14 protein-coding genes are annotated in these 15,699 nt (G+C 65.0%); 5 read left to right on the forward strand and 9 right to left on the reverse strand.

The window, feature by feature from the left end; genetic code table 11:
- Positions 1–127: 127 nt before the first annotated feature.
- The 5 genes from QAZ22_RS10705 to QAZ22_RS10725 form a co-directional block, all read right to left on the reverse strand.
- Positions 128–1,564 (reverse strand): amidase, encoded by a 1,437-nt coding sequence (locus QAZ22_RS10705; protein ID WP_278206730.1) that lies wholly within the window; start codon positions 1,562–1,564, stop codon positions 128–130.
- Positions 1,565–1,717: 153 nt separating this feature from the next.
- Complete coding sequence (locus QAZ22_RS10710) at positions 1,718–2,809, reverse strand: Gfo/Idh/MocA family oxidoreductase (RefSeq protein WP_278206731.1); 1,092 nt, start codon at positions 2,807–2,809, stop codon at positions 1,718–1,720.
- Positions 2,810–3,075: 266 nt separating this feature from the next.
- On the reverse strand, positions 3,076–4,248 hold the full coding sequence (locus tag QAZ22_RS10715; RefSeq protein WP_278206732.1) for an ABC transporter substrate-binding protein: 1,173 nt from the start codon (positions 4,246–4,248) through the stop codon (positions 3,076–3,078).
- 80 nt (positions 4,249–4,328) lie between these two features.
- Complete coding sequence (locus tag QAZ22_RS10720) at positions 4,329–5,177, reverse strand: ABC transporter permease (protein ID WP_278206733.1); 849 nt, start codon at positions 5,175–5,177, stop codon at positions 4,329–4,331.
- Complete coding sequence (locus QAZ22_RS10725; RefSeq protein ID WP_278206734.1) at positions 5,174–6,007, reverse strand: ABC transporter ATP-binding protein; 834 nt, start codon at positions 6,005–6,007, stop codon at positions 5,174–5,176. Before QAZ22_RS10725 ends, QAZ22_RS10720 begins: the two co-directional genes overlap by 4 nt.
- 273 nt (positions 6,008–6,280) lie before the next feature.
- Here QAZ22_RS10725 and QAZ22_RS10730 point away from each other — a divergent pair, with 273 nt between their 5' ends.
- Positions 6,281–7,228: a MurR/RpiR family transcriptional regulator gene (locus QAZ22_RS10730; RefSeq protein WP_278206735.1), complete on the forward strand. Its 948-nt coding sequence runs from the start codon at positions 6,281–6,283 to the stop codon at positions 7,226–7,228.
- 213 nt (positions 7,229–7,441) lie between these two features.
- Positions 7,442–9,229 carry an NAD(P)/FAD-dependent oxidoreductase gene (locus QAZ22_RS10735; RefSeq protein WP_278206736.1) on the forward strand — a complete coding sequence of 596 codons (1,788 nt, stop codon included), beginning with the start codon at positions 7,442–7,444 and terminating at the stop codon, positions 9,227–9,229.
- Between the two features lie 526 nt (positions 9,230–9,755).
- Here the strand turns inward: QAZ22_RS10735 and QAZ22_RS10740 are convergent.
- Both QAZ22_RS10740 and QAZ22_RS10745 read right to left on the reverse strand, forming a co-directional pair.
- Complete coding sequence (locus QAZ22_RS10740) at positions 9,756–10,988, reverse strand: amidohydrolase/deacetylase family metallohydrolase (RefSeq protein WP_278206737.1); 1,233 nt, start codon at positions 10,986–10,988, stop codon at positions 9,756–9,758.
- 82 nt (positions 10,989–11,070) lie between these two features.
- Positions 11,071–11,436: a RidA family protein gene (locus tag QAZ22_RS10745; RefSeq protein ID WP_278206738.1), complete on the reverse strand. Its 366-nt coding sequence runs from the start codon at positions 11,434–11,436 to the stop codon at positions 11,071–11,073.
- Between the two features lie 196 nt (positions 11,437–11,632).
- On the opposite strand from QAZ22_RS10745, the gene QAZ22_RS10750 reads away from it, so the two are divergent.
- Positions 11,633–12,118: a hypothetical protein gene (locus QAZ22_RS10750; RefSeq protein ID WP_278206739.1), complete on the forward strand. Its 486-nt coding sequence runs from the start codon at positions 11,633–11,635 to the stop codon at positions 12,116–12,118.
- A gap of 103 nt (positions 12,119–12,221) precedes the next feature.
- Here the strand turns inward: QAZ22_RS10750 and QAZ22_RS10755 are convergent, their stop codons facing one another.
- A complete protein-coding gene (locus QAZ22_RS10755) occupies positions 12,222–12,476 on the reverse strand; it encodes a hypothetical protein (protein WP_278206740.1) in 255 nt (84 codons plus the stop codon).
- A gap of 320 nt (positions 12,477–12,796) precedes the next feature.
- On the opposite strand from QAZ22_RS10755, the gene QAZ22_RS10760 reads away from it, so the two are divergent.
- The gene (locus tag QAZ22_RS10760; RefSeq protein WP_278206741.1) at positions 12,797–14,290 is read left to right on the forward strand and encodes an ATP-binding protein; all 1,494 of its coding nucleotides are present in this window, start codon (positions 12,797–12,799) and stop codon (positions 14,288–14,290) included.
- A gap of 178 nt (positions 14,291–14,468) precedes the next feature.
- Positions 14,469–14,912, forward strand: coding sequence for a hemerythrin domain-containing protein (locus QAZ22_RS10765; RefSeq protein ID WP_278206742.1), 444 nt, complete (start codon positions 14,469–14,471; stop codon positions 14,910–14,912).
- Positions 14,913–14,917: 5 nt separating this feature from the next.
- Here QAZ22_RS10765 and QAZ22_RS10770 read toward each other — a convergent pair whose 3' ends face one another.
- Positions 14,918–15,640, reverse strand: a complete 723-nt coding sequence (locus QAZ22_RS10770) for a Crp/Fnr family transcriptional regulator (RefSeq protein ID WP_278206743.1) — start codon at positions 15,638–15,640, stop codon at positions 14,918–14,920.
- Positions 15,641–15,699: the final 59 nt, after the last annotated feature.

A 15,699-nucleotide genomic window follows, 5' to 3' on the forward strand; every position in this document is an offset into this window, starting at 1 on the left:
CAGGGTCTGCGCGCGTCGCTTCGCTCCTTGCTCCGCCCTGGAATGACGAGGTTCATGAGCCTTCAGCTCATCATCAGCGTTTGCGATGACTACACCAACGTACGTTGATAGCCCACAAGGTGATCGCCTACAGCGCCGGCCGCCGGTCCTTCCATGGCATCTCGCCTTCCAACTGCGTGGAGAGCGCGAGCACCGTCGCCTCGTCGCCATAGCGGCCGACGAGCTGAACGCCGATCGGCGCGCCGCCGGCGGACTGCCCAAGCGGCAGCGAGATCGCCGGCAGGCCGGAGAAGTTGAAGGGAAAGTTGAAGACCGCGTCGCCCCATTTGGCGTTGTAGCGGTCGAGATCGGTCTCCGACATGTCGTAGTAGCCGAAGGGGCGCGGCAGCTCAGTCAGCGTCGGGGTGACGAAGATGTCGTAGGGGTTGAGGTCGGTGACGATGTCGCGGCCGATCAGCCTCAGCTGCTCGACATCGGAAACATGCTTGATGCCGCTGGTCGTGCGGCCGCGCGAGATCACTGCCCAGGTCACCGGCTCTACGTCGTGCGGTGTCACCGGGCGGCCGACCAGCGTTTCGAGAAAGCCGAAGGTCGCGGCCGTCTGGACGTTGGTCATGTCCGTGTAGGTTTTCCAGGCGGCATCGGCATCGAGCGGCATGTCGTGCTCCTCGACATCATGGCCGAGGCGCTGAAGCGCGGCCACCGCCGCAAGCACCGTCGCCTTGACCTCCGCATCGATGGCGGTGCCATTGGGCGGCGTGACGGTAAAGCCGACGCGCAGCTTCTTCGGCGTCCGCGCGGAGAGGCTGAGCCAGCTGCCCTCCGGCACCGGCGGCGTGTAGGCATCTCCCGGCAGCGCGCCGGCCACGGCATCGAGATAGGCGGCCGTGTCGCGCACCGTGCGCGATAAGCAGAGGAAATAGGCGCCGCCATACCAATAGTCGCCGAAGGGCGCGAGGCTGACGCGGCCGCGCGACGGCTTCAGCCCGACGATGCCGCAGCACGAGGCCGGCACGCGGATCGAGCCGGCGCCGTCGCTGGCTTCGGCGATCGGCACCATGCGCGAGGCGACCGCGGCCGCAGCGCCGCCGCTCGATCCGCCCGGCGTGATGCCTTCCTTCCAGGGGTTCTTCGTCGTGCCGTATAGCTTCGGCTCGGTGGTGATCGACCAGCCGTTCTCGGGCGCGTTGGACTTGCCGACGAGCACCAGGCCGGCCGCCTTGATGCGGCGCACCACCTCGCTGTCGGAATCGGCGACGAAGTCCTTCAGGTAGGAGCAGGAATTGGTGAGAGGCGCACCCTTCCAGGACGAGGCGAGCTCCTTGAGCAGATAAGGCACGCCGGCGAAAGGCGCGTTCCTGTCCACCGTCGCCGCCTGGGCGCGCGCCATGTCGTAGAGGCGATGGACGACAGCGTTCAGTTCAGGGTTCAGGCGCTCGATCGTGGTGACCGCCGCTTCGACCAGCTCGCTCGGCGAAACCTCGCCGCGTTTCACCAGGCCTGCCAGGCCTAGGGCGTCGGAGTTGGTGTAGGTCTCGAGCAGGCTGTCCGAAATCGCTGCCATGTCTTCCTCCCCCTATGATCGCGCCGATAGCCGGGAACGGCTCGGCGTTCCCCTCACCCAGCCTCCGCTTCGCTCGGCTGACCTCTCCGTCGGGGAGAAGGTGGCCGCGAAGCGGCCGGATGAGGGGGCTGGCGCGGCAGGGCGCGCCGAGCCTCAAGCCAGCTCGACGGTGCGCCTCTCCGCGATGCTCTGCTCGGCGGCGAGCACGATGCGCAGGCTGTTGACGGCCGCATCCATCTGCTCGGTCAGGTCGAGATCCTCGCGGATGGCGCGCAGGAAGAAGGCCTGCTCGCGGTCGCAAAGCTCCTGATGGCCGGGCTCGTCCTCCATGCTGACGATCTCGTCAGGCATCGAAAAGTTCTTGTCGCCGTCGACCTGCGCATAGTGGATCTTCAGCGCGTCGGTCTTGGTATGGCGGTCGATGTCGGCGGAATCCGATACCTCCTCGGCTTCCTTGGCGCTGCTTCCCGACTGGCCGGCGACGATCGAGACGGCACCCTTCGGGCCGACCACGTCCTTCACGAAATAGGCCGTCTCGCTCATCATCGGTCCCCAGCCCGCCTCGTACCAGCCGACCGAGCCGTCATCGAAGGTGACATGCAGGTGGCCGTAATTCTGCTTGTCGGCCTCGGCCCAGAGTTTCGCGCCGATGCCGTGCACGCGCATCGGCTTGGCGCCGGTGAGCTGGCACATGACGTCGACATAGTGCACGCCGCAGTCGACGATCGGGATCAGCGAGTCGATCAGGTTCTTGTGCCAATGCCAGGCGGTGCCGCTGCTCTGCTGGTTGAGGTTGAGGCGCATCACCAGCGGCTTGCCGAGCGTCTTGCCGACCTCGATGAATTTGATCCAGGACGGGTGGACGCGCAGGATGTAGCCCAGCACCAGCTTGCGGTTCTTGGCACGCGCCGCGGCCACCACCTTCTCGGCGTCGGCGATGTTGGTGGCGAGTGGCTTTTCCATGAACACATGGCAGTTGGCGGCGATCGCCTTCAGCGCATATTCGGCATGCGTATTCGGCCAGCTGTTGATGGAGACCGCGTCCGGCTTGGTTTCCTTCAGCGCCAGGTCGAAATCCTCATAGAGCGGATAGCCGGCAAGTTCCTTTGGGATCTTCCTGTTGCTCTTGATGGTGCGGCTCATGATGCCGACGATCTCGAAGCCGTCCGAGCGGTGATAGGCGCTGGCATGCGAGGCGCCCATATTGCCCAGACCAACCACCAGGATTCTTACTTTGTCGGCCATGTCAGCCTCCCTGATTATCAATTGAACTGTGGGTGGCGATGTGCGGCCGCCGCCCATGTGCCTGTCCGGGCAATCGCCACAGGTTGGCGCTGCCCCTCATTGCCCTGCCGGGCATTTCTCCCCGTATAGTGACGGGGAGAAAGAGCCCTTCGCCGAGGGTTTCGCCAATCGCCGGCGTTGCGGCCACCTCCCTTCTCCCCGTCACTATACGGGGAGAAGGTGCCGGCAGGCGGATGAGGGGCAGCGCTTACCTCAACAATTGCAGCCTACTTCACCGCCGAGTCGAACAGGTGCGCCTTGATCTTCTCGATGTCGAGCGCGGCAAAGCCTTCCGACAGTTTCACGCCGTCTGCGTCGGCCTTGACCTTGGCCTTGTCGAAATCATTGGCGGCCTGGATCAGGTCGTTCGTGCAGACGTCCTCGGCCCTCACCGGCGCGGTGATCTGGCCGATCTTCAGGATCTCGTCGAAGAAGCCCTGCCAGCTCGCCATGTCATGCGAGCCCCAGCCGCCGCGCTTGTCCATGTCGCCGCGGAAGACATTGATCTGCTGCAGGATCGAGGTGGTACCGAGCTCCGGCCCGAGGTTCTTGGCCAAGGTCGGGAACTGCTCGAACACGGCCTCGACGGCCGCGCGCGGGTTCTGGTATCCGAATTCGAGGCCCATCGCCCAGCCGCGCAGGTACTTCTCCAGGAAGGCTTTCTTGTCGGCATCCTCGAGGTCGGCGGCGCGCACGACGAAGGTATTGGCCGGCAGCTTCGAGTTCTGCACGCCCAGCCAATATTCGAAGTCAAGGCCCTTGGCGATCCATTCGGCACGCAACCCCTCCCAGGAGAGTGCGGCATCGCCCTGGCCGCCGGCAAGTGCCGTACCCCAGGTCGGCCAGCCGGCCTCGACATATTTCACCTTCTTGATGTCGACGCCTTGGGCCGCAAGCAGCGGATCGACTATCGCCTGCCAGGCGGCGGAGCCGAGCAGGATGGTCTTGCCTTCGAGGTCCTTGAGGTTCTTGGTGCCCTGGCCCTTGCGGAAGGCGAGGCTGAAGGTGTCGCGCGCGCCCATGTGGAACACGGACTTCAGCTTCATGCCGTTCTGGATGGCGAAGGAGAAGACGCCGGGCGAGGGGAAGCCCATGTCGGCCTGTCCGACATCGACGAACTTCACCGTCGCCGTGCCGTCCGACGGACCAGGCTGCATGTCGGTATTGAGGTCGCCGAAATAGCCGGCCTTCTTGGCCGACCAGTAGGGATAATCGTCCAGCACTTCCAGTGTGCCGCGCGGCGAGATCCAGGTGAATTTTTCATAAGCCGCCGCCCTGGCTTTCAAGCCTGATGCGCCGAGCGCGGTGGCGGTCACGACGCCGGCCGCCGTCACCTGCAGGAAGTAGCGGCGGCTGATGCCCGCTGCAGCACTGGAACGGATCGGATTTTCATTGGTCATGGCATTCCCCTTTGTTGATTGCCCTCTGTCGATCGCTTGCCTTGCCTTCGCCCGCCTTCCGGGCGTTCATGCTCCGATGCTCAGGTCTCCCAGCTCGCCCATTTCTTGCCGATCAGGAAGAACAGCACGTAGATCAGGATGCCGAGGATCGACAGGATCAGCACCACCGCGAAGAATTGCGGCATCTGGATCATCGACGAATAGGAGGTAAGCCGGTTGCCGAGGCCGAAGCCGCCGCCGACCATCTCGGCGCCGACTGCGGTCAAGAGCCCGAAGATCGCGCCGATCATCAGGCCGACCAGGATCATCGGCAGCGCCATCGGCGCGCGGATCTTCCAGAATATCTGCAAGGTGCTCGCGCCGTAGGAGCGGGCAAGCGCGATCTTGGCGCTGTCGACGCGGCGGAAGCCGGTGGCGGCGTTGATCATCACCATCGGGCCGGCGGCCAACGCCACGGCGATGATGCGCGGCGCATAGCCGAAGCCGAAGCGCAGGATGAGCAGCGGCACCAGCGCCAGCATCGGCGTGGTGACGAGGATGAGGATGTAAGGCGCGACGATCTTTTCCGCGAAGGGGAACTGTGTGATCACCGCCGCCATCACCAGCCCGACGATGGCGCCGATGGCGAAGCCCGACACCAGCTCGACCAGCGTGTAGCCGAGATGCGGCGCGATCAGCGGGAACTCGTCGAACAGCGCGTAAACGATCGAGCTTGGCGGCGGCATGATGTATTGCGGCACGTGGAAGATGCGGAGCGCCAGCTCGATGCCGCCGATGATCACCACGGCGACGGCGAGGATCGCCGCCACCTCGGCGCCGGACTTGACGCCGGGGCCGCTAGCGAAGGCGGAAAGATTGGTAAGGCTGACGTCCTGGCCGTCGCCGCCCTTGCTCTTCGAGAATTCCGGAATGGCGTCGCCCCCGCTCACGGCCTGATCCTCACGATTTCAGCGGTTTTTTGCCCCTGCTGCTCCGATCCCTTCGGCCGGCGCTCGCCGACGATGTCCATCTTGATGCGGTTGGTGAGGTCGAAGACCTCCTTGGTCGCCATGATCTCCAGCGAGCGCGGCCGCGGAAACGGCACGTCGTAGACCTTGGCGACGCGGCCTGGCCGGGTGGTCAGCACCACGACCCGGTCGGAGAGGAAGATCGCTTCCTCGATGCTGTGAGTGATGAAGACGATCGTCGTCTTGGTGTCGAGCCAGATCTCCTCGACGAGGCGGTTCATCTCCTCGCGAGTGAAGCTGTCGAGCGCGCCGAAGGGCTCGTCCATCAGAAGCACGGAAGGCTTCAGCGCCAGCGCCCGCACGATCGCCGCGCGCTGCTGCATGCCGCCGGAAAGCTCGCGCGGGAACTTGCCGCCGAAGCCGTCGAGCCCGACGCGGTTCAAGAGATGCGCGATCCAGGCCCGGTCGGGCTTCTCGCCCTTGATCTCGAAGGGGAAGTTGATATTGGCGTCGAGGTTGCGCCAGGGCAGCAGGTTCGCTTCCTGGAAGACGATGCCGATCTCGGGGCGTGGGCCGGTGATCTCCTTGCCGTCGAGCAGGATCGAGCCGCTGGTCAGCCGGTGCAGGCCCGACATCGACCACAAAAGCGTCGTCTTGCCGCAACCGGAAGGGCCGACGATGGAGACGATCTCATTGGCGTGCACATCGAGGCTGCAGCGGTCCAGGGCGAGGAGATCGCCGGAGGCCGTGCTGTAGACCTTGCTCGCTGCCTGCACGCCGAGCTTCGGCGTTCTTGCGCTGGCCGTATTCATGCTCCCCCTCGGAGACTGCGCGATGCGTTGCCAAAGGCCCATCCGTCCGCGAAATCAGTCTGTAACTATCCTACTTTACTGTCAAGCGACGACAAAGAGCTGACGCAATCAGGTTCAATCAGTTCTTATCTAAGAGTCTGATTTTCCGCTATTTTTGATCCCCTTGCGATGTGTGTTACTTTCCTACATACTCGCTTCAGTTGATTGCCATGGTCAGCGGGCGGATAATCGCGAATATGGTTGGTCCAGAAACGGGCAGGGAAGGACTGGCCAATGACCGAAGCTGACAGCCAGGTGCTGCGAATTCCCGATGAGGATGGCGACCGGCACGACCATGTCAGACGCTTCCCTGACATCATTTCGCAGGTGAAGGACAGCTACGCGGATTTGCGGCCGGCCGAGCGCCGCGTCGCCGATGTCGTGCTCGACGATGTCAAATACGCGGTCGATGCGTCCAATGCCGCGCTCGCGCAGCGCGCGCAGGTCAGCGAGCCGACGGTCACCCGCTTCTGTCGCGCTATCGGCTGCGAGGGCGTGCGCGACTTCAAGCTGAAGCTGGCGCAGAGCCTGGTCGTCGGCGCGCTCTATCTCAGCACCAAGCCGCAACCTTCGAACAGCGACAGCGGCATGCCGTTCTGGAACGCCGTGTTCGGCGAAGCGCGGCGCGCGCTGCAGGAGGCCGAGCGGCAGATCGATCCAGGGCAGTTGCAGAAGGCGGCGGAACTGATCGCCAAGGCAAGGCAGGTGACGGTGTTCGGCCTCGGCGGCAGCTCGTCGGCACTGGCGCAGGAAACGCAATACCGCCTGTTCCGCTATGGCATAACGATCAGCGCGCAGTGCGACCCGTATCTGATGCGCATGACGGCTTCGACGCTGAAGCCAGGCGATGTGGTGATCGCGATTTCGGCGACCGGGCGCACACGGGAGGTGATCGAGGCGGTGGAGCTTGCCAGGCATTATCGCGCCGACGCGATCTGCGTGACGGCACCGGACACGGAACTGACGCGGGTCTGCGACGTGCGGCTGACGATGGCGGTACCCGAATATCCCGACACGCTGAAGCCGACCGCTTCGCGCTACGCCTTCCTGGCGGCGATCGATCTGCTGGCGGTAGCGTCGGCCTACAAGCTCGACGGCCCGGCGCGCGAGACGGTGCGCCGTATAAAGTACAACGCCCAGATCCACCGGACGGGCAAGGAGATGGAGCCGCTCGGGGACTAGCGACTATTCCTTCTCCGCTTGTGGGAGAAGGTGGCCGAGCGAAGCTCGGTCGGATGAGGGGTGTTCCAGGGAACGCCAGCGTCTCACTCCGCTGGAACACCCCTCATCCGTCTCGGCGCTATCGCGCCGATCCACCTTCTCCCACAAGGGGAGAAGGAGAAGCGGCGGCGCCGGCTTCGATAAGAATTCGAACTGAAAAGGGAACGAAGAAGAATGCTCGATATCGCACCATCGCAACAGGCGGCGACCTGGCTCGGCTCGTTCGGCCGGGCGCTCGAAGTCGGCGACATCGAGGCGGCGACGAACCTCTTCGTTGAGGATTGCTACTGGCGCGATCTGCTCACCTTCACATGGAACATCAAGACCATGGAGGGCCAGGCGGCGGTCCGCGAGATGCTCGAGGCCACGCTGCCATCGGCGCGGCCGTCGCACTGGCGCCTGTCCGGCGAAGCCAGCGTCGACGACGGCATCATCGAGGCCTGGTTCAGCTTCGAGACGGCTGTGGCGCGAGGCGAGGGTATCCTGCGGCTCAAGGACGGCCGCTGCCGGACGCTGTTCACGGCGATGAGCGAGCTCAAGGGTTTCGAGGAGCAGAAGGGGCCGGCCCGGCCGCTCGGTATCCGCCACAAGGCCGATCCCGAGCGCGAGACCTGGGCCGAGAAAAGAGCGCGCGAGGCGCGCGACCTCGGCATGCACGAGCAGCCCTATTGCCTAGTGATCGGCGGCGGCCAGGGCGGCATCATGCTCGGCGCCCGGCTGCGGCAGCTCGGCGTGCCGACGCTCATCGTCGAGAAGAACGCGCGTGCCGGCGATTCCTGGCGCAACCGCTACCGTTCGCTCGTGCTGCACGATCCAGTCTGGTACGACCATCTGCCCTATATTCCGTTCCCGGAAAACTGGCCGGTGTTCACGCCCAAGGACAAGATGGGCGACTGGCTGGAAATGTATGCCCGCGTCATGGAGCTGAACTACTGGGTCGCCACCAAATGCATCAGCGCTGCCTATGACGAGGCCGAAAAGGTCTGGACGGTGGTGGTCGACCGTGTCGGCCAGCCCATCACGCTGAGGCCCAAGCACATCGTCTTCGCCACCGGCGCCTACGGGCCGCCGCGGCGGATCGAGCTGCCCGGCGCGGACAGCTTCAAGGGCGAGCTGCTGCATTCCAGCCAGTATTCGACAGGCGAGAAATTCCGCGGCAAGCGCGTCGCGGTGATCGGCGCGGCAAGCTCGGGCCACGATGTCGGCGTCGACCTCTGGGAGGCGGGCGCCAAGGTCACCATGGTGCAGCGCTCGCCGACGACGGTGGTGAAGTCCGACACGCTGATGGAGGTCGGCTTCGAGATCTTTTCTGAAAAGGCGCTGGCGCGCGGCATCACCACCGACAAGGCCGACATGATCGTCGCCTCGACGCCGTTCGCGCTGGTGCCGAAAGGCCAGCGGGCGCTCTATGACGTTATCCGCGAGCGCGACGCGGATTTCTACAAGCGGCTGAGCGCCAGTGGCTTTGCGATCGACTTCGGCGAGGACGAAACCGGTCTTTTGATGAAGGCCTACCGCACCGGGTCGGGCTACTACATCGATGTCGGAGCCTGCGAGCTGATCCTGAACGGCGAGATCGCGGTGAAGAGCGGGGTCGGCATCAAGGCGCTGTCGCCGAGCGGCATCCTGTTCGAGGACGGCAGCGAGCTCGCCGTCGACGCGATCGTCTGCTGCACCGGCTACCAGTCGATGAACGAGACGGTGGCGGCGATCGTCTCGCGCGAGATCGCCGACAAGGTCGGCCCGTGCTGGGGGCTGGGCTCCGGCGTCAAGGGCGATCCCGGCCCGTGGCAGGGTGAATTGCGCAACATGTGGAAGCCGACGGCGCAGGAGGCGCTGTGGTTCCACGGCGGCAACCTCGCGCTGTCGCGCTTCTATTCTAAGTTCGTGGCAATGCAGCTCAAGGCGAGGATGGAGGGGATCGCCACGCCGGTCTACGGCGAGCCGAGCAATGCTGGGTAAGGTCGACCCCCACTCCGTCGAGCTTCGCTCGACACCTCTCCCCCGATCGACGGGGGAGAGGAAAAGCGCGAGCTTATTCAGCTTCCTTCCTCTCCCTCCGGAGGGCTACGGCATGCACACATTTCCAAGCGGCTGGTCTTTGGCGATAGCGTGCATGGCGGCTTGGCGCATGCATTGTCTAATGTAGCGCTGGTCGACCCCCACTCCGTCTCGGCTTCGCCGAGCCACCTCTCCCCCGATCGACGGGGTAGAGGAAAGGCGCCAGGCCTTTTGCCGTCAACGCTCGTCCAGCAAGGCTCCCTTCCTTTCCCTCCGGAGGGGGGAAAGGTGGCGCTGCGAAGCAGCGACGGATTGGGGGAACCACCTGGCAATCAAGCCTCAGGTCGATCAGTCACGCCAGTCACAGAAGATGTGTGCATGTGGGGGAGAGGTGGCGCTGCGAAGCAGCGACGGAGTGGGGGAAGCCATTCGTCAAACGCGCCGCCGCCGCAACCCTGCCGGCCATCTCCCCTCAGGGAGAGATCGGCTAATCATGCCGCTGCCGAAAATGCATGGCCGCAACCTCGACATGCGTATGATGGGCATGCGCTTCGAAGCGCTCAGTCTCATTGTGGTTCGCGGCCTCGTTCGGCCACCATTTGCCGCCGATGACGATGCCGTTGGAGACCAGCCGCCGATCCGCGACCAGTGAAGCGCCGACCGCATCGACGAAGGTGAAGCGTCCCGGCTGCAATTTGAGCACCGCGACATCGCCGATACCGCCGACTTTCAGCGTGCCGAGCTCGCGCCTCGCGATCGCCTCAGCCGGGCGCTGCGTCGCCGCGCGCAGCACCTCGACCAGCGGCATGCCGAGCGCCATGAGCTTGGACATGCAGACCAGGATGTCGAAGGCGGGGCCATCGACGCAGTAGAGATGGACGTCGCTCGAGATGACGTCGGGCGCCAGGCCTTCGGCAAGCATGGCCTTGGCGACCTCGAAGTCGAAGGAGCCCATGCCGTGGCCGATGTCGAAAATCACGCCGCGCTCGCGGGCAAGGCGCATGTCCGGCCGCACCGCGCCCGAAGCGAAGACCGGCGCGTTGGGGAACGGCCGGAAGCAGTGGGTGAGGATGTCGCCGTGGCGGAGTCTCGGCAGCACTTCCGAGCGACCGGGCGGCGGCTCGTCGATATGCGCCATCAGCGGCAGGCCGACCTTATCGGCGGCTTCGAGCGCCAGGTCTACGGGTGCGATGCCGCTGGTGCCGCCGGCATGCTTGCCGGAACGCACCTTGACGCCGACGACGACATCGGCGTGCTCGCGCACCGCTGCCACCGTCTCGCGCGGCTCGCAGAGCCTGAGATCGCTGCATTCGCCGACCGACACGGTCTTGGCGAAGCCGAATATGCCGGCGAAGGAGATGTTGACGTAAGCGAGGATGCGGACCTTGGAGCGTTCGATGACGTGGCGGCGAAAGCCCAGGAAATTGCCGGCGCCGGCGCTGCCGGCGTCGATGAAGGTGGTGGTGCCGCTCTTGGCGGCAAGCCAGTCGGCGTCGACGCCGAGCGAGGTGCCGCCCCAATAGACATGGCTGTGCAGGTCGACGAGACCCGGCGCGACGATGCAGTCCCTGGCGTCGACGATCTCGCCGGCGGCCTCGGCATCGATGGCCGCGTCGATCGCGGCGACGCGGCCATCGGCGATGGCGACGTCTAGCGCCGCATCGAGGCCCGAGGCCGGGTCGATCACACGGCCACCCTTGATCAGCAGATCGAACTGCATCGGCGCCTCCTTGGCGTCTGTTTTTTCACGCAATTCCGAACGGAAAACCGCGATGCACTTTTCCTGGAATTGCTTTTAGCGATCAGACCGGCCGGTAGGCGACCGCCTCGATCTCGATCTTGATGTCGATCATCAGGCGCGACTCCACCGTGGTTCGCGCCGGCGGGTCATTGGGGAAGTGCCTGGCATAGACTGTGTTGAAGCTGCCGAAATCGCGGGCGTCCTCGAGCCAGACGGTGGTTTTCACCACGTCGTCCATGGTGCAGCCGGCAAGCGCCAGCGCGGCCTTGACGTTCTGCAGCACCTGCTCGGCCTGCTCGGCGATGCCGCCCTTGACCACGAGACCGTCACTGCCAACCGGCACCTGGCCGGAGACATAGACGAAATCGCCGGCGCGCACCGCCGGCGAGAGCGGGACATGCGATTTTCCAAAACACTGCTTGGGCAAGCGAGCCTCCTGTTGTCGACTGGACGGAACCGTTTCTTCCAGCCGTCTACACGCGTCGGCGTGATCCTCATAGAGCTCCTGTTGGAAAGCAACATTTTTCGAGAATCCATGTTGCTTTATTACAGAAGCCTGAGCATCCTGCGCCTCAACGCAGGTCGGCAATTCGTGCCGCCGGTACGCATGAGAGGGGGACCCGATGACCTTCGACAAGAATCCGTTTCCGGAAGGCGACGCCGATCGTCACGCGCTGTGGGAAATGCTGGTGCGGCGCGACATCGATGCCTTCCTCGGCCAGGACTGGGCGATGGTCGAGGACGATTTCATCGCCGAGAGCTTCTTCGGCATGCATGCGCATTTCCTCAGCAACGCGGATGCCTGGCGCCTGCAATTCCCCAGGCTGGAAATCTATCGCGACGAATGGCTGCGCCAGGCCAAGGAAACCGCGGCGACGAAATTCGCCGAGCCGCTGCGCGAGGCGCTGTTCCGCGTCACCAACATGCGCGACATCGACGTCGACGGCGACCGCGCGGTGCTGCACAAGAAGTTCGATGGCTCCGTCGCCAAGGCCGATGGCGGCGTCGACAGGCTCAAATGGCAGACGCTCTATTTCTGCCGCAAGGTCGGCGGCCGCTGGAAGATCGCCGGCTTCGTCGGCTATATGCCGCATCCGCTGGGAAGCTAGGCAGTCTGTTGATATTTCAGGTGTGGCCGGCCTGACCTGAATCTCAACAGACCATAGAGCGCGGCAACCCAAAACCTGCAGGCGCATGCCTCCGGAAGGTAGCTCAGGAAAGCCGCGGCAGCCGCTCGTCGGGCGAACGGTGGTCGAACACGACACCCATGGTCTTACCAACGGCCGCCATGACGATCAGTTCGACCAGCTGGTCGTCGCTGTCCTCGCAGGAGGGATCCGATTGGCGGATGGCGTCGAGCATCGCGCGGGTCGAGATCGTGTCGCCGGCGCGAAATTTCGAAAGAGCAGACGAAACAAGATCTTGCACCGTCGGATCCATAACGGGCACTTCCGCAGCGACGTTCATCGGCCTCCTCCTGCCATGAACCCTCCCTAAAAGGATGATACGCCAATGGTGGGATTGCGCCAGCGAAATGGTGGTCCGACCAGTGCGATTGGCGACATCCTGCCGCCATTGCCCTGAAAGCGCGTCGCGCTGAAACGGTATACAGGCGACGCGCTCCAAATCTTTCCATTGCGCATGTCGTTTTCCCAAACCGCTGCGCACTTTTTGGGCGACATGCCGTTAGGTGTGGAACACCGGGCCGCCGGCAAAGGCCTAAGCTCGACGCATCGCGCTCCGGTTGCTAAGCCCCTCCCGCGCAGGGAGACCATTCGAGTCGAGATATGACGGTTGCAATCGAGATGGGGCAGACGACGGCAGGCGCGCCGGCGGCCCTCGACCTTGAGGAACTGCTGGCGACCCGCCTGCTGGTGCAGGGCAATTCGGGCTCCGGCAAGTCGCATCTGTTGCGTCGGCTGCTGGAGCAGAGCGCGCCATGGGTGCAGCAGACCATCATCGACCCCGAAGGCGACTTCGTGTCGCTCGGCGAGCGCTACGGCCATCTGGTGATCGATGCCGAAGAACATACCGAGCGGGGCCTGCAGGCGGCCGGCGAGCGGGCGCGCATCCACCGCGTCTCGACGGTGCTCAATCTCGAAGGGCTCGATGCCGAAAACCAGATGCGGCGCGCCGCCGCTTTCCTCGGCGGGCTGTTCGAGGTCGCGCGCGACCATTGGTACCCTATGCTGGTGGTGGTGGACGAGGCGCAGCTCTTCGCGCCGGCCGCCGCCGGCGAGGTTTCCGACGAGGCGCGCAAGCTTTCGCTCGGCGCCATGACCAACCTGATGTGCCGCGGCCGCAAGCGCGGGCTTGCCGGCATCATAGCCACGCAGCGGCTGGCGAAGCTCGCCAAGAACGTCGCGGCCGAGGCCTCCAACTTCCTGATGGGCCGCACCTTCCTCGACATCGACATGGCGCGCGCCGCCGACCTGCTCGGCATGGAGCGGCGACAGGCGGAAGCGTTCCGTGACCTGGAGCGCGGGCATTTCATGGCGCTTGGCCCCGCGCTGTCGCGCCGTCCGCTGAGCGTGCGGATCGGATCGACCGAAACGAGCCCGCGCAACGGCACGCCGCGGCTGATGCCGCTGCCGGAGGCGGCGCTGGAGGATGCGCGCTCGATCATCCTGGCGGCGCCGCCGCCGGAGACGGTGCGGCCGCAGCGGCGGCCCTCGCCGGACCTGCTCGATCAGCTGATGGCGGCCAAGGCCGCTCCGCTGGATATCCGCCCCGAGCCGGCCGAGCCGCAGCCGAGCGCCGAGGATCTCGCCGAGCGGCGCGAGCGGATGGACCGCATCCTGCGCGCCATCCTGGCCGAACCCGACGCCGGGTTCCGCGTCATTGGCGTGCTCTACCAGGAGTTCGTGGTCCGCTGCCGGATCGAGGGGCTGGCTTCGGTCGTGCCGGACCTATCGGAGTTCCGCCGCATGCTGACACGCGCCCGCGCCGGCGTCGGCTCCGACATGGCCGAGGACGATGCGTGGCGCGACGTTTCCGTGCGCGCCTCGCTTCTGCCCGAGGACATGCAGGGCGTATTCATGATGATCGCCCGCGCGGCAAAGGAAGCCTGGCCTTGTCCGAGCGACGCGGCGATTGCCCGCGCCTACGGTTCGCATTCGCTGCGCCGCGCGCGGCGGCTGCTCGACTATATCGAGGAGCAGGGCCTCATCGTCTGCCAGATCGACGGCACCGGCCGGCGAACGGTGACGCTGGTGGAACTCGCCTGGGCAACCGCGCCGGGCGATCCGAATGCAGGGGAGGAGGACAGCTCGGCGGCATGACAGCGCGCCGAGCACGACCCGGCAGACAGCTTCAAGATCAGAGACGCCTTGAACCCGCTCCATCAGCTTCCTGGCAGGCGTTGCGATGGAAAGGGTTGATCCATATCAAGCCATGGCGATCGTCCCGGTACTATGAGAGGTGTCCAGGAAAAAGACCCGGGCATCGGGGCGGAGCATCATGACTGACGCCAAGCCGGAGCCGTTGCGCACCCCGGCCGATATGAAGCGGGCGCATGTGCAGATGCTTGCGCTTTGCCATATGCTGGAAGGCATCGCCGACGACCTGCCGTCGCGCGTCGACCGTCTGCAGTGCCTGGCCGTGGCGGCGGACCTCTTGCCGCTCGTTCGCGAGTGCCACCGCTTCGAGGAAGACGTCGTCTTCCCCGCCTTCGCGCAGCGAACTGGCAGGGAAGACATCATCGAGCGGCTCAAGGTCGAGCATCTGGAGGACGAAAGCGCAGCGACGGATCTCAGCGAGGCGCTGCTCACCCACGGCCACGGGCGGCCGATCGAGAACCCCGAGGCATTCGGCTACATGCTGCGCGCCTTTTTCGAATCGACACGCCGCCATATCGCCTTCGAGCGCGACCACGTGCTGCCCGAGGTTCTTGGCCGCCAATAAGGAGATCAGTCGCCTGCCCGCGCGGCCAGACGTCCGATGTCGTCGACGATGACGTGGCGGTTGTTCTCGACGTGGATCACGTTCTCTCCGCGCAGGCGGGTGATCTGCCGGCTCACCGTCTCTACGGTCAGCCCGAGGAAGTCGGCGATCTCCGCGCGCGACAGCGGCAGTTCGAAAGCGGCGCTGCGGCGCTCTGGACCGGCGCCCGGATCGATGTTGCGCGCGATCATCAGAAGGAAGCTCGCGATCTTCTCGGCGGCCGTCTTGCGGCCAAGCGCCACCATCCAGTCATGCGCCTGGTCGAGCTCGCGCAGCTTCTGCTCGAGCAGGCGATGCTCGAGGTCCGGCTGCTCCTTCATCAAGCGCTCGAGCGCCTGACGCGGGAACGAGCACAGCTCGACCTCGGTCGCGGCCTCGGCGGTCAGCGAGCTCTCCGACTGGAACGGCCTGCCGAGGAAATCGGGAGCAAACTGCAGGCCGACGATCTGCTGGCGGCCGTCGGAAAGCGTCTTGGTGAGCTTCACGACGCCGGAAAGCAGGTTGGCGAAGCGCTCGACGCTCCTGGAGTCGCTCACCAGCTCCTTGCCGGTCTCGGCCTTGTGCCGCTTCGTCGACTTGGAAAGGGCGACGAGCTGGTCAAGGTTGAGCGCGCCGCAAATGCCGCGATGCCGCGCCTCGCATGAAACGCAGAGAACCGGAATGCCCGTCGTGTGAATGTCTTCGCGCACGAGGAACAGCTATAGTGTTCCCGCCGCCCGGCGGCAACGAACGTAGCGTCGCAGCCCTG

This window comes from Mesorhizobium sp. WSM4906 (genome assembly GCF_029674625.1).
GTDB lineage: Bacteria > Pseudomonadota > Alphaproteobacteria > Rhizobiales > Rhizobiaceae > Mesorhizobium.